At 69.6% G+C, this 19070-nt stretch carries 20 protein-coding genes and 1 tRNA gene; 12 read left to right on the top strand and 9 right to left on the bottom strand.

The annotated features are described in order from the left end of the window. Positions 1-8: 8 nt before the first annotated feature. Positions 9-1100, bottom strand: coding sequence for an IS110 family RNA-guided transposase (locus CFK39_RS11725; RefSeq protein WP_245822990.1), 1092 nt, complete (start codon positions 1098-1100; stop codon positions 9-11). A 286-nt stretch (positions 1101-1386) separates the two neighbouring features. Here CFK39_RS11725 and CFK39_RS11720 point away from each other — a divergent pair, with 286 nt between their 5' ends. The 8 genes from CFK39_RS11720 (at position 1387) to CFK39_RS11690 (ending at position 8070) form a co-directional block, all read left to right on the top strand. Further along, entirely contained in the window at positions 1387-2013 is a 627-nt protein-coding gene (locus CFK39_RS11720) for a hypothetical protein (protein ID WP_089065614.1), read from the top strand. Between the two features lie 228 nt (positions 2014-2241). Then, a complete protein-coding gene (locus tag CFK39_RS11715) occupies positions 2242-2877 on the top strand; it encodes a DUF47 domain-containing protein (protein ID WP_089065613.1) in 636 nt (211 codons plus the stop codon). Then, positions 2878-3690: an inorganic phosphate transporter gene (locus CFK39_RS11710; protein ID WP_245822536.1), complete on the top strand. Its 813-nt coding sequence runs from the start codon at positions 2878-2880 to the stop codon at positions 3688-3690. Continuing rightward, positions 3600-3893, top strand: coding sequence for an inorganic phosphate transporter (locus CFK39_RS17585; protein WP_338027722.1), 294 nt, complete (start codon positions 3600-3602; stop codon positions 3891-3893). The genes CFK39_RS11710 and CFK39_RS17585 overlap by 91 nt, the downstream gene beginning before the upstream one ends. 333 nt (positions 3894-4226) lie before the next feature. Beyond that, positions 4227-4721, top strand: a complete 495-nt coding sequence (locus tag CFK39_RS11705) for a hypothetical protein (RefSeq protein ID WP_245822534.1) — start codon at positions 4227-4229, stop codon at positions 4719-4721. Between the two features lie 110 nt (positions 4722-4831). Further along, positions 4832-6469, top strand: a complete 1638-nt coding sequence (gene pgm, locus CFK39_RS11700) for a phosphoglucomutase (alpha-D-glucose-1,6-bisphosphate-dependent) (RefSeq protein WP_218192288.1) — start codon at positions 4832-4834, stop codon at positions 6467-6469. 303 nt (positions 6470-6772) lie between these two features. Continuing rightward, a complete protein-coding gene (locus CFK39_RS11695; RefSeq protein ID WP_089065612.1) occupies positions 6773-7891 on the top strand; it encodes a hypothetical protein in 1119 nt (372 codons plus the stop codon). After that, entirely contained in the window at positions 7888-8070 is a 183-nt protein-coding gene (locus CFK39_RS11690) for a hypothetical protein (protein WP_089065611.1), read from the top strand. The genes CFK39_RS11695 and CFK39_RS11690 overlap by 4 nt, the downstream gene beginning before the upstream one ends. Positions 8071-8089: 19 nt before the next feature. Here the strand turns inward: CFK39_RS11690 and CFK39_RS11685 are convergent, their stop codons facing one another. Continuing rightward, positions 8090-8608, bottom strand: a complete 519-nt coding sequence (locus tag CFK39_RS11685; protein ID WP_089065610.1) for an arsenate reductase/protein-tyrosine-phosphatase family protein — start codon at positions 8606-8608, stop codon at positions 8090-8092. 156 nt (positions 8609-8764) lie between these two features. Here CFK39_RS11685 and CFK39_RS11680 point away from each other — a divergent pair, with 156 nt between their 5' ends. The 3 genes from CFK39_RS11680 to CFK39_RS11670 are packed head-to-tail and all read left to right on the top strand — an operon-like array spanning position 8765 to position 10917. Then, a complete protein-coding gene (locus tag CFK39_RS11680; RefSeq protein WP_089065609.1) occupies positions 8765-9250 on the top strand; it encodes a GNAT family N-acetyltransferase in 486 nt (161 codons plus the stop codon). A 6-nt stretch (positions 9251-9256) separates the two neighbouring features. Then, on the top strand, positions 9257-10363 hold the full coding sequence (locus tag CFK39_RS11675; protein ID WP_089065608.1) for an App1 family protein: 1107 nt from the start codon (positions 9257-9259) through the stop codon (positions 10361-10363). Then, positions 10360-10917 (top strand): GNAT family N-acetyltransferase, encoded by a 558-nt coding sequence (locus CFK39_RS11670; protein ID WP_089065607.1) that lies wholly within the window; start codon positions 10360-10362, stop codon positions 10915-10917. The genes CFK39_RS11675 and CFK39_RS11670 overlap by 4 nt, the downstream gene beginning before the upstream one ends. An 88-nt stretch (positions 10918-11005) precedes the next feature. Here CFK39_RS11670 and ppc read toward each other — a convergent pair whose 3' ends face one another. The 5 genes from ppc to CFK39_RS11645 all read right to left on the bottom strand — a co-directional run bounded on the left by ppc (position 11006) and on the right by CFK39_RS11645 (position 17209). Continuing rightward, complete coding sequence (gene ppc, locus CFK39_RS11665) at positions 11006-13834, bottom strand: phosphoenolpyruvate carboxylase (protein WP_089065606.1); 2829 nt, start codon at positions 13832-13834, stop codon at positions 11006-11008. Between the two features lie 143 nt (positions 13835-13977). Continuing rightward, positions 13978-14775 carry an ectoine/hydroxyectoine ABC transporter ATP-binding protein EhuA gene (gene ehuA, locus CFK39_RS11660; RefSeq protein ID WP_275094101.1) on the bottom strand — a complete coding sequence of 266 codons (798 nt, stop codon included), beginning with the start codon at positions 14773-14775 and terminating at the stop codon, positions 13978-13980. Next, positions 14768-15427, bottom strand: a complete 660-nt coding sequence (gene ehuD / locus CFK39_RS11655; RefSeq protein ID WP_089065605.1) for an ectoine/hydroxyectoine ABC transporter permease subunit EhuD — start codon at positions 15425-15427, stop codon at positions 14768-14770. Before ehuD ends, ehuA begins: the two co-directional genes overlap by 8 nt. Then, complete coding sequence (locus tag CFK39_RS11650; RefSeq protein WP_089065604.1) at positions 15424-16200, bottom strand: amino acid ABC transporter permease; 777 nt, start codon at positions 16198-16200, stop codon at positions 15424-15426. Before CFK39_RS11650 ends, ehuD begins: the two co-directional genes overlap by 4 nt. An 85-nt stretch (positions 16201-16285) precedes the next feature. Beyond that, positions 16286-17209 carry a transporter substrate-binding domain-containing protein gene (locus tag CFK39_RS11645; RefSeq protein ID WP_089065603.1) on the bottom strand — a complete coding sequence of 308 codons (924 nt, stop codon included), beginning with the start codon at positions 17207-17209 and terminating at the stop codon, positions 16286-16288. Between the two features lie 320 nt (positions 17210-17529). On the opposite strand from CFK39_RS11645, the gene CFK39_RS11640 reads away from it, so the two are divergent. After that, positions 17530-18318, top strand: coding sequence for a GntR family transcriptional regulator (locus CFK39_RS11640; protein WP_089065602.1), 789 nt, complete (start codon positions 17530-17532; stop codon positions 18316-18318). Between the two features lie 67 nt (positions 18319-18385). On the opposite strand, the gene CFK39_RS11635 is transcribed toward CFK39_RS11640, so the two are convergent. Both CFK39_RS11635 and CFK39_RS11630 read right to left on the bottom strand, forming a co-directional pair. Beyond that, positions 18386-18474 (bottom strand) — tRNA-Ser (locus CFK39_RS11635). 102 nt (positions 18475-18576) lie between these two features. Then, positions 18577-19053 carry a peroxiredoxin gene (locus CFK39_RS11630; RefSeq protein ID WP_089065601.1) on the bottom strand — a complete coding sequence of 159 codons (477 nt, stop codon included), beginning with the start codon at positions 19051-19053 and terminating at the stop codon, positions 18577-18579. Positions 19054-19070 lie beyond the last annotated feature (17 nt).

Genomic DNA, 19070 nt, shown 5'->3' with positions numbered 1-19070 from the left:
CTCCTATGTCAAGCGGCTTGCGGTACGCAAGTCGTTGAGGTGGGGTTCAGTGGGATCGGGGTGGTGGCGAGGGCTTCGGCGTGGGCACGGGTGAGAGCGCGCCAGATGCGGCGGGCGATCGCGCTCTTCAAGCAGCGGAGGGCTTCCATCACGGTCTTGCCCTGTTCGCGGAGCCGGTCGTAGTACTCCTTACCGGGTCCTTCGAGACGGACTTGAGTGAGGGCGATGCGGTGGATCGCGCAATTCAACTGACGATTCCCGCCCCTGTTCAGACGGACTCTCCCCTCGGTCTTGCCTGACCAGACCGGGATCGGAGCGCAGCCGGCGAACATCGCGTACTTCCCCTCGTTCGCGAACCGTTCGATCCCGGCGGTCTCGGCGAGGATCTTCGCGGCCGACAGCTCCGCGCAGCCGGGGATCTCCAACAGCACCGGCTCCACCTCCCGGACCATGACACGCAGCCGCGCATCCAGCTCGCTGATCGAGGAGCAGAGCCGTTCGAGGTCGGCCAGGACCATGCCCGCGATCTCCGCGACGATCCCCTCGCTCGCCTCGACCAGCTCCCGCACTCGTTCCTGAGCCGGTCGATGGGTCAGCGCGCGTGGTGCCGGGTCGACTTCGGGGTCGAGCTCGTGCAGGTGCCAGCGCAGGCGGTTGATCACCCGGGTCCGCTCCGCGACCAGGTCCTCACGACGCGCCAGGACCAGCTTGACCTCTCGTGCCTGCTCATCGGTGAACGCGGTCGGCAGATCGTCCTCGCGGGCCATCGCCCGCGCGACGGCGAGAGCATCGATCGGGTCGGACTTCCCGCGAGTGCGCGCTGTGGCGCGTTGGCGTGCCATCAGCTTCGCCGGCACCCTGACCACGGGCTCTCCATGGGCAAGGAGATCGCGTTCGAGCAGACCGGTGAGGTGGCGACAGTCCTCCACCCCCCACTGGCGGTCCTGCTCGATGAAGGACTTCCTGGCCCATCGGTAGGCCTTCTCGTGACCGCTATGAGTCGCGCGGACAGTGATCTGCCCGATCTGCTTGCCCGCCGCGTCGACCGCGACGAAGGTGTGTGAGTTCTTGTGGACGTCAGCGCCGATCAGGACCACCATGGTCACTGCCTCCCTTGTATTCGAGTGGGGGTCGAACGGTCGGGCCGGTCGGCGGACAAACCTCAGTGGGGCAGCTGCACGCTCCTATCAAGTCACGCCGGCCGGTCCTTCCCACCCGGCGACGGCAATACCCATGAAGGCCAGTTCAACGAAGAACGGCAGCCAGCGTAAGAGCCAATCACCGGATGGAAAGGATCCAACCACCGCGACATCCGCGGCACCAGCAAGCCTCACACTGGGCCCAGCGTAATGCGGTGGCTCAGGATCAGCGCGTAGTGTGCGGAGCATGTCCTCGCACGGCTCCTCCGCTCCCCGATTCCGTCGGCCGGCCCCGCTGTACGCCTCGGTCGCCGAGGCGATCCCGGGCGAGCCCGACCCCGCGACCTCCTCCGACCTCGCGTACGACTCTGCCCGGGCCCTGCTCGACGGGGTCTTCCGCAGCGCGGATCCCGAGGTCGTCGAGCGGGTGGTGGCGCTGGCGGCAGAGGACGGGCTGACCGATCTCGCGGCCCTGTGGTCAGGTGCTCCTGCCACCTCCCTGCCCGGCGCGCTGTGGCGGCTGTACGTGCTGCACACCTGGTCGCAGGACAGCGGCGACGACGTCGTGCGCCGTTATCGGGCGGGGTCGCGCACCGTGCCCGGGCTGCGCTACCTCTCCGGCTTCGCAGAGCCGCCGGACGTCGGACAGGTCCGTCGCACCATGGACGAGATCCTGCGCGGGGCGTTCACCGGCGATCTCGGGATGGCGCTGCGGCGTGCCGGGGCGGTGGCCATGATCGTGGCGCACGGCACCGCGCAGCTGGCCGACGAGGACTCCGGTGACGCCCGCACCCGGCAGGCCGAGCGGCTGCTCAGCACCGGGGAGGAGCTGACCGCCGCCGGACGGCAGGCGGAGGCAGGGCTCCTGGACTGAGGCCCACGCCATCAGGGCACGGCGCCGGCTTGCATCACCCGTCCGGTCGTGCCCTACGATGGGAGCGCGCCGGGCCGCGGTTGCCCCGGGCTCCAACATTTGCCGCTTCGAGCGGCCTTCGCGCCGACAGGCGCATCCCGGTCCGGCGCCCCAGCTTCATGAACAAGTCCGTCCCGCTCCGGCGGCGCAGCGACATCAGGCGCCCGGTGGCGCGAGGAGGCGACCGAGATGGCGCAGTTCCTCGCCCGCTTCTTCCCCCAGCGCAGCGAGCGCCCCCTGTACGACCTCTTCGCGGAGCTCGCCGAGCTGCTGGTCCAGGCGGCCGACACCCACTCCACGCTCCTCGGTCATGGATACCGCGAACGCACCCGCCTGGTTCCTCGACTGCATGAGCAGTCGACTGTCGCCGAGGAGCTGTGCCGCCGCATCGCCCAGCGGCTCGCCCATTCCCTGATCACGCCCTACGAGGCGGAGCTGCTCTACGACTTCGCCCTGACCATCTCCGACACCCTGGACTCGATGGAGCACACCTCGGAGCTGCTGCTCATCTCCGAGGTGAGTGCTCTGCCCACCCCGCTGCTGGAGGCCGCCGAGGGCGTCGAGCGCGCCGCGGAGCTGACGGTGGCGGTCACCTGGAAGCTGTCACGAGTGCGGGATCTGGGGGATCACTACGAGCAGGTGCGCAAGCTCAAGCGGCAGGGGGACCGACTGGTGCGGCGTGCGCTCGGGGAGCTCTATGCGCGCGGCGGCTCGGCTCAGGAGCTGCTCCCGCTGCACGATGTCGCCGAGTCGATCCGCGAGACCATCATCCTGCAGGAGCGCAGCGCACGGATCGCGGACCTGCTGCGGGTCAAGGATTCCTGAGTGACCTCGACCCTGCTGGTGCTGGTCGTCCTCACGGCGCTGGTGATGGCGTACGTCAACGGGGTCCACGACGCGTCCAACGCCGTCTCCACCACGATCACCACGAGGACCCTGCGGGAGTCGACGGCGCTGGCGATGGCCGCGCTGCTGAACCTGCTCGGGGCTCTGCTGGGGATGGCTCTGCTCGTGGTCACGATGGAGTGGGCGGTGCATCTGCTCGGGATGGTCCCTCTCACCGAGGCGACGGCTGACGATCCTGACCGGCTCGGCCTCGCTCTGCTCGCGATCATGCTCGCGACCATCGGTTGGGATCTGGTGACCTGGCGGTTGGGGATGCCGGCCTCCACCTGGCACGCCTTCCTCGGGGCCACGCTCGGCGTCACCCTCGTCAGCGGTGCGACCGCGGCCTGGGGGCAGCTCGGCATCATCCTGCTGGTCTCCCTGGTGGGCCCGCTGCTGTCGGCGGGGCTGGCCTTCGCGCTGATGCACGGCCTGCTCCGGCTGGGACGGCACGAGCGGCTGCAGCGGGGTCATCTCCGCTTCGCCCAGACCCTCTCCGCCGGGGCGGTCGCCACCGGGCACGGGATCAATGACTCGCGCCTGCCGCTGGCTGTGGTCGCGGTCGCGGCCGCCGCGACCGGCGCCGCGCCGGCGGGGATGATGGGGATGATGGTCGCGATCGCGGTCGCCATGGGTGCCGGCACCCTGATCGGGGGCACCGGATCATCCGCACCCTGGGCCGCAGGCTCACCGATCTCACGGTCGCCCAGGGGCTCGCGGCGGAGATCTCCGCCGCGACGACGATGTCGCTGAGCCTGTTCGGGGTCAGCTCCCCCGTCTCCACCTCCCACGCCCTGGCCTCCAGCGTCGTGGGGGCGGGCGCTGCGAAGGGCCTGCGCAATGTGCGCTGGCGGGTCGCGCTGCACATCGTGCTGACCTGGCTGGCCACCCCGCTGGCCACGGCCGCCGTCGGCGCCGCGCTGCTCGAGATCGCACTGGAGCTCACCGCGTCCTGAGCGATCCGGTCCCGAGCCGGCGATCCCCGGATCCTCGGAGGAACGGCCACTACGCTGAGGGGATCCGAATCGCGAAGGAGTCCTGATGTCCGACGGTGAGTCCACGACGCCCGCCCCGCGCAGGCGTCCCAGCTACGGACTGCCGGGGCCGACCACCCCCGCCCCCGACGCCGCGCCGTCTTACGGCGCCCCGTCGACCCCCGCTCCCGGTGGGTATCACGGATACGACGCACCCGACGGCTTCGGCGCGACGTCGTACGGGCCGCAAACGGGCCCGCTGCCGGCCTCCGGTGCGCCGGATCCCTCCCCCGTCGCCGGCGCGGGCTGCTGCCGTTGATCATCGGTCTGGTGCTGCTGCTGGTGATCGGTCCCGCCGCGACCATCGGCGGGATCGTGTGGTCCGTGGGCTCGCTCGCCGGGGACGCCGCCTCCGGGCCGACGGTGATCGGCGCGGACAGCAGCGAGATCGATGTCTCCGCGAACGAGATGCTCATCGTGTATGTGCCCCAGGAGGATGCCGCCGGCGCCGAATGCACCGCTGAGGGCTCCCAGCCCGGCGCGCTGAGCGTGGTGCCCAGCGCCTCCTCGGTCACCTTCGGGGACGGCTCCCGGTACGAGCAGAAGATCGGGGTCGCCGTCCTCGAGGACACCACGGTGACGATCTCCTGCACCGGCACGGACGCCCCGGCCTATCTCGGCCCGTACAGCCTGTTCGGGATGGCGGCGCCGCTGCTGATCGGCCCGATCATCGGGCTGATCTCAGGGCTGGTCGGCCTGGTGCTCACGATCGTCGGGATCGTGCTGCTGGTGCGCTCACGCCGCCGCTGAGGCGCGCCGTCACGCGCCGTCTCAGCAGGTAGGCGCACCTCGGCGGTGAGGTCCTGCCCTGCCCTAGAGTGTGGGGCAGGAACCCGACCCTCGAGGATGGAGTGGTGATGATGCACCCCCGTGCAGGCCTGAAGGCACTGGAGGAGGACCTCGTCGACGTCGACGCTCTCCTCGACGCGTACTACGACAACCATCCGGACCCCGCGGATCCCGACCAGGCCGTCGCCTTCGGCACCTCCGGGCACCGCGGCTCCTCGCTCGATGTGGCCTTCAACGAGGACCACATCGCCGCGACCACGCAGGCGATCGTCGAGTACCGGGCCGCCCAGGGCATCCGTGGGCCGCTGTTCATCGGCCGCGACACCCACGCGCTCTCCCGCCCCGCCTTCGACACCGCGCTCGAGGTGCTGTCCGCCAACGACGTCGCCGCCCAGGTGGACGCACTGGACGGCTTCACCCCCACCCCGGCGATCTCCCACGCGATCCTGGTCCACAACCGGGGCCGCTCGGCGAACGACCCCGGGCGGGCCGACGGCATCGTGGTCACCCCCAGTCACAACCCTCCCCGTGACGGCGGCTTCAAGTACAACCCGCCCCATGGCGGCCCGGCGGACACCGACGCGACCTCCTGGATCGCCGATCGTGCGAACGAGCTCCTCGCCGCAGGCCTGCGGGGCGTCCGCCGTCACAGCCGGCAGAAGGCGCTGCAGGATGCTGAGCGCTATGACTACCTCCATACCTATGTGCAGGATCTCCCGAACGTCATCGACCTCGAGGCCATCCGTCGGGCCGGGGTCCGCATCGGCGCGGATCCGCTGGGCGGCGCGGCGGTCGACTACTGGGCGGAGATCGGGGAGATGCACGATCTCGATCTCACCGTGGTCAATCCCGAGGTCGATCCCCGCTGGTCGTTCATGACCCTGGACCGGGACGGGAAGATCCGCATGGACTGCTCGAGCCCGTGGGCGATGGCGTCGCTGCTGGAGAAGCGCGACGAGTACGACATCGCCACCGGCAACGATGCGGATGCGGACCGCCATGGCATCGTCACCCCCGACGGCGGGCTGATGAGCCCCAACGACTACCTCGCCACCGCGATCCGCTACCTGTTCGCACACCGCCCCCACTGGCCCGCCACGGCCAAGGTGGGCAAGACGCTCGTCTCCTCCAGCCTGATCGACCGCGTCGTCAGCTCGCTGGGTCGGGAGCTGTACGAGGTACCGGTGGGTTTCAAATGGTTCGTGCCCGGGCTGATCGACTCCTCCGTCGGCTTCGGCGGCGAGGAGAGCGCCGGTGCTTCGTTCCTGCGGCACGACGGCTCGGTGTGGACCACCGACAAGGACGGCATCATCCTCGCGCTGCTGGCCTCGGAGATCCTCGCGGTCACCGGCCGCTCTCCCAGCACACTGCATGCCGAGCTGGTCGAGGAGTTCGGCACCAGCGCCTATGCGCGCGTGGACGCCCCCGCCAACCGTGAGCAGAAGGCGAAGCTGAAGGCGCTCAGCGCCGAGCAGGTCAGCGCGACCGAACTGGCCGGGGAGCCGATCGTCTCGGCGATCACCGAAGCCCCTGCCGGGGGCGCGATCGGTGGCCTGAAGGTGTCCACGGAGTCGGCCTGGTTCGCGGCCCGCCCCTCCGGCACCGAGGACATCTACAAGATCTACGCCGAGTCCTTCCGGGGCGAGGAGCATCTGGGACAGGTGCAGGACGCCGCGAAGGCTCTCGTGGACGAGGTCCTCGCCGACTGATCCGATCGCGCCTGGAACACCGGATCCTGCTCAGCGGGGTCCGGTGTTCGTGCACCCGGCGCCGGGGTCGCAGGAACAGTGTTCACGCAGGTCGCTAGTAAAATTCAGACCAAGAAGACGTCAACACGGCGTCTGCCGCGGGTGCGTGGCGCCCCGCACAGCGCCCTTGCGCGGTCGAATCCCCGGGTGAACCATGGGGTCGAAAGTAAAGTTTCCGTAGGGTATTGTGCTCCGTCGGACCCACCGGAGACATCACCGACCGCAGCTGTCGAGCTCGCGACTAGGAGAGGGGGGACCACGCCTATGCGCCTGCGCGCGCGCCTGTGCACGTATTCAGCAGCCATCGCCGTGACGGTCCCCTTCGCGGCCGCCCCTGCTCTCGCCGAGATGACCGACCGCGATCCCGCCCCGGCCACACAGTCCGTGGCCGACGAAGAGCCGTCCGCAGACTCCGATGACACGGGAGCCGCCGACGACATCGTCGCGAGCCCGTCGCCGAGCGATTCCGAGACCGCGGGCGAGCACGACCACTGCACGCCCGGACCCGCCCCCCACCTGCTGCGCGAGAGCCGCGAGAACTGCGGGGACGACGGGGACGAGAACGATGAGGACGACGTCGAAGGCGGGAACGAGAACGACGCCGAGGGCGAGAGCGACAGCAGCTCACCCACGGACGACTCGGGGCAGTCCTCCGACGACCCCACGACGGACCCGACGGACACTGCAGAGCCCACCGAGACTGCCGAGCCGACGAAGCCAGTTGAGCCCACCGAGACTGCCGAGCCGACCGACGAAGTTCCGTCGGCACCGACCGAGGTGCCCACCGAGACGGACGAGCCCTCGCTGCTACCGACCGAGGTGCCCGCCCAGTCCGTGACGCCCCCGGAGGTCCCTCCAGCCGGAGACTCCGACGCGACGCCGGGCGACGACGTCCCCACCGGAGACGCCTCCGAGGAGGGTGAGAACTCCTCAGATAAGCCCACAGAAACTCCGAACGAGACCGACCCCGACCCGGAGGAGACTCCGGACGAGTCCGAGTCGCCGGAGTCCACTACGGATGCTCCGACCACGGAAGCCCCCACCACGGAGCAGCCCGAAACTACGACTGAGCCGGAGTCCACGACCCCAGCGCCCGAACCCACGACTGAGCCGGAGCCCACGACGGCGGTGCCGGAGCCCGTCCAGCCTGAGCCAGTCCAGCCCGAGCCGAGCGACCCGCAGCCGACGCAGAGCGAGCACGCGCAGCCGCCCGCACAGCGGGAGACGACTCCCCCGGCCCCGGACAGCGCTCCCGCCGACCCCACCTCCGCCCCGGTGGAGACCCCACGGTCACTTCCGCCAGCACCGATGAGAGCAGCGAGGCCGCCGGCGGCGCCGGGGAGGAGTCGAGCCCTCCCCCGAGCGCGTCCGAGCCCGCCGTGAGCACCGCGGAGACGACGGAGGCCGGGCCGGTGGTCCGTCTGTTCGACGCGATCTCCGAGAACTCCGACTCCACGGTCGGTCAGATGCGCCAGGTCATCCTGATCGTGCTGGGGATCGGCTTCCTCACCACGGCCGGATTCGTCGGCGCCACCCTGCTCAGCCGTCGCGGCCCCCGCTGAGCGTGCGGGGCACGCCGGCTCACCGTTCGGCGAGCAGCTCCTGCGCCCGCCTGATGATGCCGGGAACGCTCTGACGCATGTGCCGGATCGTCCTGTCGAAGGCACGCTGACCCTCGTACCAGGGGTCCTCGACCGCGAGCTCCGTCGCGGGGGCGTCCGGCGCGACGCCCGGCTCGAAGCGCCGCCACATCCGGATCTCGGGAACAGGGGCTCCCGGCGGAGCCTGCTCCACCATCCGGCGCATCCGCTGGGCATGGTCGGCGGTCATCGGCAGCACCAGGTCCCAGGCCAGCAGCTCGGTGAGATGGATGGTCCGCGCCACGTGCTCGAAGGGCCGCGCATATCCGGCGCGCTCGAGGGCGAGCACGGTGCGGTCGTCCATCGGCATTCCCTCGGCCTCCCAGCTGGTGCCGGCGGAGCCCACCTCGATGCTCTCCGTCAGGCCGGCCTCCTCGAGGGCGGTGCGGAGCATCACGGCGGCGGCCGGGGAACGGCACACATTGCCAGTGCAGACGGTCAGCAGACGAAGGGGCTCCATACCCCCATTGTGTCAAGGTCCGAAGGTTGGGAGCGCCGAACTGCTCGGGAACGTACACTGGGGGCTGACTGCATGCGGTGCCTGCGGCAACGCGGAAGCATGATCGCCCGGGCTCGACGGCCCGTGACCACGCAACGACGGCTCAGGAGGACACCCATGGCCGAAATCATCCGCGCCCACGACGACGACTGGTCGCTCGTGCGCGAGATCCGTCTCCGGTCCCTCAGTACGGATCCTGCCGCCTTCGGGCAGAGCTGGGAGAAGGAATCCACGTACGAGGACTCCGTCTGGGAACAGCGAGTGCAGGACGCGGCCTGGTTCCTGGCCCTCGAGGACGATCAGCCGGTGGCTGTCGTCGCCGCGCGCCACGAGCAGGACTCCCCCGCCAACGAGCGCGAGCTCCAGGCCATGTGGGTCACGCCGAACTCCCGCCACTCGGGCATCGCCGGCAAGCTCGCCGAGGCGGTCTTCGCCTGGGCGGGCGAGGACGGCGCCGACACCGTCACCCTGTACGTCGGCCCCGATAACGAGGGCGCTCGCGCGCTGTACGAGGCCCTGGGCTTCTCCGACACGGGTGACCGCTGGGAGATCATCGAGGACGATCCGGACGGTGCCTGGTTGAAGATGGCCCGCGGCGTCTGAGACCCGGTGGGCCTCTCGTCCAGCCTCACGTCGGCGCGCGGTGCGCTCCGCGCCGTCGCCTCACGGTCCCACACCGACCGCCCGCACTGGGCCGCACGGATCGAGGACGTCAAGAACGCCGTCGTGGGCACCACGCTGCGCCGCCTCCACTGGGATCTGCGCCTGCAGCCGTTCCACGGCTTCGGCTCGGGCGCTCGGGTGCGGGTGCTGGCCAAGGTGCTCTACGCCTCCCCCGGCACCCCGGCTGACTTCCACGACCAGCCGGTCCACGACATGCGCACGATGGCGGTGCGCGGCTGGCGGAACTTCGCCTCCCAGGTCGCCCCGCACCGCACGGTCCAGGTGCTGCTCGGTGACCAGCAGTTCACGGTGCGCGCCGACCGTGCCGGCATCGTCGATGCCGAGCTCGAGGTGGCGCTGCCCCCGGGGCATCACGAAGCGGTGCTGTGGACCGCCCCCGGCAACGAGGTGACTGCGGACATCACCGTGGTCCCGGACGCGGCCGAGGTGGGGCTGGTCAGCGACATCGACGACACCGTGATGGTGACCTGGCTGCCGCGGCCCCTGCTCGCCTTCTGGAACGCCTTCGTCATCCACCAGTCCTCGCGCCAGGTGGTGCCCGGGATGCCGATGCTCTATCAGCGCCTGGCGCGGGAGCATCCGATGATGCCCGTCTTCTACCTCTCCACCGGGGCCTGGAACGTGTTCCCCGTCCTGAAGCGCTTCCTCTACCGCAACGGCTATCCCGACGGCCCGCTGCTGCTCACAGACTGGGGCCCCACCAACACCGGGTTCTTCCGCTCCGGCCCCGATCACAAGCACCGGGCCCTCGCACAGCTGGCGGCGGAGTTCCCGACGATGCGCTGGATCCTGGTCGGGGACGACGGCCAGCACGACCCCTCGATCTACGCGGAGTTCTCCGCCCACCACCCGGACCAGGTCGACTCCGTGCTGATCCGTCAGCTCACCGAACCCGAGCAGCTGCTCGCCCACGGCTCCCGACGGCCGCGCGAGCACTCCGCGCACCGCCCTGCGGCGCCGCTCAGCCTGGAGGCGCCGGACGGGCACGGGCTGCTCGCCGAGCTCGAGCGCACCGGAAGGATCTCCTCATGACCGCTCGGCAGGCACTCGGGGGCCAGCAGGCCACCGAGGTGACGCTGCGTGCTGCCGCCGCAGACGACATCCCCGAGCTCCTCGAGCTGATCCACGCGGCCTACCGGGGCGAGGGCGGCTGGACCACAGAGGCGCATCTCGTGGACGGCCGCCGCACCGATGCCGACGAGGTCCGTGCGATGCTCGCCGATCCGCAGGTCACGCTGCTGGTGGCCGAAAGCGGAGGAGAGCTCGCCGGCTGCTGCTACACGCGCTGCGAGCCGATGGGGGTCGACGGGGCCGGCCGGGCGGAGCTGGGTCTGTTCGCGGTCCATCCCGCGGTCCAATCCCGCGGGTACGGCGGCCGTCTGCTCGAGGCCCAGGTCGAGCTGCTGCGCGGCATCGGTGCGCAGGTGCTGCAGATCCAGGTGCTGCAGGGCCGGCCCGAGCTGCAGGACTGGTACCGACGCCACGGCTTCACCCCTGTCGGCCGGGCGGTGCCGTTCGCGGGCGATCCCGAGTGGCTCAAGGTCGCCGGCCTCGGTATGGACGTCATGGAGCGCCACCTGCGCTGAGCGCTCCGCTCCCCCGGCACGAGAACGAGCTCCGGCCCACCTTCCGTGACGGAAGATGGGCCGGAGCTCGTGCTCGTCGTGCGGCGGATCAGCCGGTGTTCTTCAACCCCGCGGCGACGCCGTTGATGGTGGTCAGCAGCGCGCGCTGCAGCTCGGGCGAGAGCTCCTCGCCCCGCTCCGTGGCGGCCCGGGCCCGCTGCAGCATCGCGACCTGCATGTAGGAGATCGGATCCAGGTAGCGGTCGCGCACGGCCAGGGTGCGCTTGAGGATCGGCTGGTTGTCCAGCAGACCCAGCACACCGGTGAGCCGCTCGATCTCCGCCACCGAGAGCTCGTACTCCGCCCGGATCCGGTCGAAGAGGTACCACAGCCGCTCGGGCACCAGTGAGTGCACGTAGTGGGCAGCGATCTGCATGTCCGTCTTCGCCAGCGTCATCTCGACGTTGCTGATCACGGTGCGGAAGAAGTGCCAGTTGCGGTACATCTCGTGCAGATCGGGCTCGAGCCCGGCCTCGCGCGCCGCCTTCAGACCGGAGCCGGCACCGAACCAGCCGGGCACGATCTGCCGCGACTGGGTCCAGCCGAACACCCACGGGATCGCCCGCAGGCCCTCCAGGCCCTTCTCCGAGGTGGTGCGCTTCGAGGGCCGCGAGCCGATGTTCAGATCGCCCAGCTGCTCCACCGGGGTGGCGGAGACGAAGTACTCCGGCAGGTTCTCGTCGTCGACCAGCGTGCGGTACCGGGAGAACGCCGCGTCGGAGACCGACTGCATGACCTCGCCGAAGTGGTCCATGGTCTGCGCCGGGGTGCGCGGAGAGGTGTGCAGGGCCGAGCCCTCGAGCACCGCGGCCAGCGACAGGTCCAGGTTCTCCCTGGCCAGCGAGGGCAGCATGTACTTGTCGGAGATGACCTCGCCCTGCTCGGTGAACTTGATCTCGCCCTCGAGCACGCCGTACGGCTGGGCCAGGATCGCGTCATAGGTGGGACCGCCGCCGCGGCCGACGGAACCGCCGCGACCGTGGAACAGCCGCAGGGTCACCCCGTGGCGGGCCGCCGCATCGCGCAGCGAGCGCTGGGCCTGGTGGATCTCCCACTGGCTGGTGATCACGCCGGCGTCCTTGTTGCCGTCGGAGTAGCCGAGCATGACCTCCTGGCGGTCGCCGCGCAGGTTCACGATCTCCCGGTAGGAGGGATCGCTGAGCAGCTGGTCGAGGATCTCGCCGGCGTGGCGCAGCTCCGAGACCTCCTCGAGCAGCGGGACGAAGCCGATATCGGCACGACGCTCCTCGCTGCCGGCGATGCTGATCAGCCCCGCCTCGCGGGCGAGCAGCGCGGCTGCGAGCACGTCGTCGCTGCCGTGGGTCATCGAGATGATGTAGGTCTCGATGACGGAGGTGCCGTAGAGGCGGTGAGCGTCCCGGATCTCCCGGAACACGTTGTAGGTGGTGCGGGTCGGATCGTCGAGGACCGACTCGTCCTCGGTGATCGCGGATCCCACCAGCGGCCGACGGCTGCCGAGCTCGCGCCCCAGCACCGCAGTGCGCTCCTGCCGGCTGAGCTCCATGTAGGGGCGATCCAGCTCGCCCACCCGGTCGAACAGACGCGCCAGCACGTCGTGGTGCTTCTCGGAGTGCTCGCGCACATCGAGGGTGGCCAGGTTGAGACCGGAGGCCGCGAGCACCTGCTGGGCGACGGCGAGGGCACCGTCGGCGACGCGCTCTCCGCCGTGCCGGCGCAGCGCCTCGCGCAGTACCCGGAAGTCATCCTGGAGCTCGGAGCTGTCGCTGTAGTCCCGGCCGTGGACGTGACCGTCCCCGGTGCTGATGCGCTCCTGGGTGGCGCGCAGCTTGGAGCGCATCGCGCCGAGCTTGAGGCGGTAGGGCTCCTGGCGGTAGAGCTCCTGCTGGACCGGGTCGATCTCGGAGCCCTGGGAGAGATCCTCCCGCAGGCTCTCCATCAGCTGCTCGTCCACGCCCGTCAGCTCGCTGGAGACCGAGAGCTCGAGGATCAGATCGGAGATGACCTCGACGGCGAAGTCGATCGCCGTCTCCGCCTGCAGCTCCAGCACCTCGCGGGTGACCTGGGCGGTGACGAAGGGGTTGCCGTCGCGGTCGCCGCCGATCCAGGAGCCGAAGCGCAGCGGCACCTGGTCGTCGCGCATCTGCGCACCGTGCTCGCGCAGCTCCTCGCGGAGGTCGTCGAGCATCTCCGGCATCGTCTGGCGGAAGATCTGGCGCAGGTAGTAGAGGGCGTTGCGCGCCTCGTCCTGCGGGGTGGGGCGCTGGCGGCGGAGCTCGTCGGTCTGCCAGAGCGTCTCGATGAGCTCGGCGAGATCACGGTCCTGGCGCCGCCGCTCGACGGAGCCCTCCTCGGTCTCCACGCCGAGGATGTCCGAGATGCGGCGCAGCTTGGTCAGCACAGCGCGGCGGGAGGCCTCGGTGGGATGCGCGGTGAAGACCAGGCGCACGTCGAGCGAGTCCATCGCCTTCTGCAGACCGTCGGCGCCGAGCTCCTCGTGGATGGCGCGCACGGTGCGCGGCATCCAGGAGTCGGCGGCAGGGCGCTCGTCGAGCGCCCGCACCCGGTAGACCTGCTCCGCGGCGTTGGCCAGCAGGAAGTACTGGCTGAACGCCCGGGTCAGGGTGGTGGCCTGCTCGATGGGCAGCTCGGCGAGGCGGTTCTGGACGTCGAGGGCGCTGCCCTCGGACTCGGAGGACTTCGCCTCCTTGGTGAGCTTGCGGACCTGCTCGACGAGGTCGAGCATCTCCTGGCCGTGCTGGTCGGCGAGGGCGCCGCCCAACAGGGTGGACAGGCGGCGAACGGTGGCTCGCAGCGGGGCGTCGATATGGGGGTCGTCGCCGACGACGGGGAACTCGCTCGTCAACGTGGGGACGGCGATAGCGTCGGGATCTGGCACAGGGCCTCCTGGGGTCGGCACACCGGCAGGCGGCCGCCGACAGCACTCAGGGCGACCGCGTCGGCGCGGAACGAACGGGGACAGACTACAGCGGGAGCCGCCGCCGCATCTCTCGGGGACAGTCGGCGGACAGCCTCACGCCGTCAGAGCACGGCGCGCAGGAAGTCCTGGGTGCGCTGGTTCTCCGGCTCGCTGAAGATCTTGTCCGGCAGGCCCTCCTCGATGACGGAGCCCTGGTCGAACATCATCACGCGGTCGGAGACGTCTCGGGCGAACTGCATCTCGTGAGTCACGATCAGCATGGAGATGTCGGTCTCGGCGGCGATGTCCTTGAGCACCGCGAGCACCTCGCCCACCAGCTCCGGGTCCAGCGCCGAGGTGACCTCGTCCAGCAGCAGGATCTCGGGATCCATGGCCAGGGCCCGCGCGATCGCGATGCGCTGCTGCTGACCGCCGGAGAGCTCATTGGGACGGGCATCCTTCTTCCACGCCATGCCCACCTTGTCGAGCAGGGCCTCGGCCTTGGCCTCCGCCTCGGCCTTCTTCAGCCCCATCACGTTGACCGGGGCCTCGATGATGTTCTCCATCACGGTCATGTTGGGGAACAGGTTGAAGTGCTGGAAGACCATGCCGATGTCGGTGGTCGTGCGGCGGCGGCGCTTGTCCGAGATCCGCACGCGCTTGCCGCCCTGCTCCTGGTACTGCAGCGGCGTCCCACCGATGTGGATGTACCCGCCGGTGAGTTCCTCTAGGGTCATCACCAGACGCAGGATGGTCGTCTTGCCCGAGCCGGAGGGCCCGATCAGCGTGACGCGCTCACCCTTGGTGACGGTGAAGTTCAGGTCGTCCAGCACGGTGTTGTCGCCGAACTTCTTGACCACGTCGCGGAACTCGATGTGGGGCACGTCCGCCGTGCCGGTCGGGGCTGTGTTCTCAGGCAAGTTTCTTCTCCAGTCGTCGGATCAGGAGCGAGGTGGGGTAGCTGGCGGCCAGGAAGATCAGGCCGGCCAGGGTGATCGCCTCGGTGTAGCGGAAGTTGTGCGAGCCGTAGTTCTGCGCGACCCGCACGAGCTCCGGGATGTAGATCACGACGAAGAACGGGGTCTCCTTGAACATGGAGATCGCGTAGTTGCCGAGCGCCGGCAGGGTGTTGCGGATCGCCTGCGGGATGACCACCGCGCGCCAGGTCCGCACGCGCGGCAGGGAGAGGGCCGTGGCCGCCTCCCACTGCCCGGTGGGCACCGAGTCGATGCCGGCGCGGTACACCTCGGCCATGTAGGTCGTGTAATGGACGCCGAGCACGCAGATCCCGATCGCGAGCGTCGAGTTGATGTACTGCGAGAGCACGAGGTTCGCGAACACCAGCTGGACCACCAGCGGCGTCATCCGGATGAACTCGACCACCCACGTGACCGGAGCGTTGATGAGCGGCGGCGCACTGCGCCGGATGATCGCGACGATGAGTCCCAGCACCAGGGCGATGAGGGTTCCCAGGACGGTGGCCAGGACGGTGATCTTGAAACCGTCGAGCAGCAGTGAGGGCAGGACTGCCGCAGCGTGGTCCCAATCCCACCAGGACGAGTTCGGGTTCATGCCGCCCCACCTCCTGCCGGGGTGCTGCCGGGCGCCCGGAAGAGCGAACGCCACGAGTCCTTCAGGGCCGGGCCGCGCCCGATCTGGTGCTTGGCCCGGATCTCCAGACCGTTCATGAGGATCACGATCAGCCAGGCGATCAGGTAGTAGGCCAGCAGTGCGAAGGAATAGGCGAACCAGGTGCCGGTCCGGTCACGCAGCTGCTCGACCTGGAAGAAGAGGTCGTACAGGGTCACCGTGCCGACGATGGCGCTGCCCTTGAGCAGCTGGATCCACAGGTTCGACAGCGACGGGAGCATCAGGGCCCAGGCCTGGGGGATCACGATGCGGAACATGCCGCGGGCCGGGCTCAGGCTGAGCGCGCTGATCGCCTCGTACTGCCCCGTGGGCACCGAGCCGATCGAGCCGCGCACGACCTCCGCCGCATAGGCCCCGTAGTTCAGGCCCAGGGCGAGCACGCCGACCAGCAGCGGATCGAGCTGGAAGCCCAGGGGGTAGGGCAGCTGTGGGAGCACGAACGCCAGCCAGAACAGCTGCACCACGAGCGAGGTGCCGCGGAAGAACTCCACGAACACCCTCGCCACGCCGCGCACGAGCACGTTCTTCGCGAGCAGCGCGAGTCCGAAGGCGAACGCGATGAACAGCGCGAGTGCGGCGCCCAGCACGCTGGCCAGCAACGTGATCGTGACGCCGTCGAGGATCATCGGCATCCGGTCCAGCACCAGCTGGAGGTTCGGGCCGAGATCCTGGATAAAGCCGATCACTCCATCCATCGGGGAATCACCTCTCGGGCGACGAACGGCCCGGCACGGCCCGCGAGGGCTCGTGCCGGGACGACGTCATCGATGGAGCACGGGATCACTGCAGGGACGAGAGGTCACCGGAACAGAGGATCTCGGTGGTCATGTCCTCGGGCGGCAGCTCCTCCTTGGTGAACCCGTAGTCGCCGACGATCGAGAGGTAGCGCTCGGGATCGGCGATGATCTCGGCGAGCTTCTCGTTGTAGGCATCCAGCAGGGAGGTGTCCTCCTTGCGGAACACGGTGCCGCCGGCGCCGACCTGCTTGACCCCGTCGATCTCGGCAACGAAGCTGTCGGTCACCTCGACGTCGTCGACGGTGTTGTCGGCCAGCCAGTTCAGCGAGATGGCGGTGAGGGCGAAGGCTGCGGCGTTGCCGGCCTTGAGCGCGTCCACGCCGTCCTGCGGGCCGCCGACCTCGATGCTGTCCAGGCCGAGATCCTCCGCGTAGCTGGACTCGATCGCACCGGACATGGTGGCGACGGTCAGACCGGAGTCCACGAAGGACTGCATGTCCTTCAGCCCGTCCGGGTTGCCCGTGGGGACCATGAGTGCGGTGGTGTACTGGAACTCGGGCTCGCTGAAGGCGGCCTGGGCACAGCGGTCCGGGAGGATCGACATGCCGGCGCTGACCGCGTCGAACTGGCCGGCGTTCAGGCCCGGGATGAGCGAGCCCCAGTCGGTGAGCTTGCCCTCGACGGTGTCGATGCCCAGCTCACCGAAGATCTCGCGGTGCATGGCGACGGTCGCGCCCTGGAGCTCGCCGCCGTCCTCGAAGCTGTACGGTGCCTCGCCGGCGAAGCCGACGGTGATCTTCCCGGCGTCCTGCAGCTTGCTCAGCAGGTCGCCGCCGCCACCACCGCCGTCGCTGCCGCCGGAGTCCCCGCCCCCGGTGCTGGTGCGGCTGCAGGCGGCGAGGCCGCCCAGTGCGGCGGCCGACAGGACGAGACCGCTCCCTCGGATGAAGCTGCGGCGGTTCTGCATGGAAATGCTCCCTTGGCGTATGTCGCGTGATCTGCGGAATCGACAGTGCCCTGAGACACTACACGTGTCGGACAATCCGGCGATCAGCAGATCGGATCACCGCCCACGCTAATCGCACCACGGCACGACGGGCTCGCACCGGCGAGTTTCGTAATGGGGTCGTGATCCACCTCTGCCCGCCTCGCGGCCCCACGTCCGCCCGTCCCCGGCAGGAGGAATGTGATGGCGATGACTCCCTGCGGGGCTGGCGTCGTCGCACCGAGGACAGATGATTAGATGACGCCCCGCGCGCTCTTCGCGCACGAGACCAGGAGGATTCCATGCGCCCTCGTCAGGAGACGGTCCAGCTGCCGATGATGCAGCCGATCCGTCGACCCTCGATCATCGACCAGGCCGAGCTCGAACTGCGCAATGCGATCTATTTCGGCGACCTCCGCCCCGGTGACACCATCCCCGAGGTCCAGGTCTCCAAGCAGATGGGCATCTCCCGCTCCTCGCTGCGCGAGGCCTGCCAGCGCCTGGTCCGCGACGGTCTGCTGACCCAGATCCCGGGACGCGGCCTGTTCGTGACCAGGATGGATGCCGAGACGATGTCGGATTTCATCGACTACCGACTGGGCATCGAGATGCAGGCCGCCTCGATCGTTGCCGACCGGATCACCGCGCTGCGCGCCGCCGACGACGCCCCCGCGGTGCAGGAGCTGCTGGCACCGCTGAGGGACACCCTGGAGCGGACCCGGCAGGCGCTCGCCGCCGAGGAGGTGATCGAGGCCGGCAATGCCGACCTCGATCTGCACCAGCAGCTCGCCGAGATCGCCCGGAACCGCTTCCTGGTCTCCGCCATGAGCACGATCGTGATCCTCACCCGGATGGGGAGCTTCTCCGATCCGCTCGGCTTCGGCGTCCGCGCCGACATCACCACGGCGCACGAGAAGCTCCTCGACGCCCTGTCCGCGGGCGACGGCTCCCGTGCGCGCGCCGTGCTGCGCGAGACGCTGCAGGAGCTGGCGGGACGACTGCGCAGCGGCGAGCACACGCAACGGGTGGTGCGCGATCCCGATCTGCTGGAGTCCGATGGCCCGGAGTGGACGACGCTGACCGACCAGTGACACCGGCCGCCATCGCCGAAGGCCCCTCCCCCGCGACATCATCGCAGGTGAGGGGCCTTTTCGTCGGCGGAGACGAGAGGATTTGAACCTCCGAGGCGATTTTGGTCGCCTACTCCCTTAGCAGGGGAGCGCATTCGGCCGCTCTGCCACGTCTCCTGGCACCGCACTCGTGCGCGGCACGCCGAGCCAGCATACGGGAGCGAGCGGAGTGCTCCAAAGCGAGAGCACGCAGATCACGTCACACTTGCGCCAGCGGCCTCACAGGCCGAGCTTCTCCTGCAGCAGCGCGATGTGCTTCGGGGTGCCGACGCGGTACTTCACGAAGGTCAGCACGCCCTCGGCGTCGAGCGCGAAGGTCGAGCGGATCGTGCCCTGGACCAGCTTGCCGTACATGTTCTTCTCCCCCCAGGCCCCGTAGGCCTCCATCACCTGGTGCGACTCGTCGGAGGCGAGGGTGTACGGGAGGTCCTGCTCGGCGACGAAGCGGTCCAGCTCCGCCACGGGATCCGGGGACACCCCGATCACGCGATAGCCGGCATCCAAGAACATCTGGTGATTGTCACGCAGGTCACAGGCCTGCTTCGTGCACAGCGAGGTGTTCGCCGCCGGATAGAACCACAGCAGGGCCGGGGCGCCGGCGAGCGCGGCGAGGTCCACGCGGCCGCCTCCGGCGGTGGGCAGATCCAGGGCGGGGGCGGCATCCCCGACGGCGAGCTTCACGGGTGCGGGCGACATGGATCTCCTGAGGACGA

Source organism: Brachybacterium avium (assembly GCF_002216795.1).
Lineage (GTDB): Bacteria > Actinomycetota > Actinomycetes > Actinomycetales > Dermabacteraceae > Brachybacterium > Brachybacterium avium.
The sequence above is the reverse complement of the archived record's forward strand: the minus strand, read 5'-3'. Positions and strand labels throughout refer to the sequence as shown.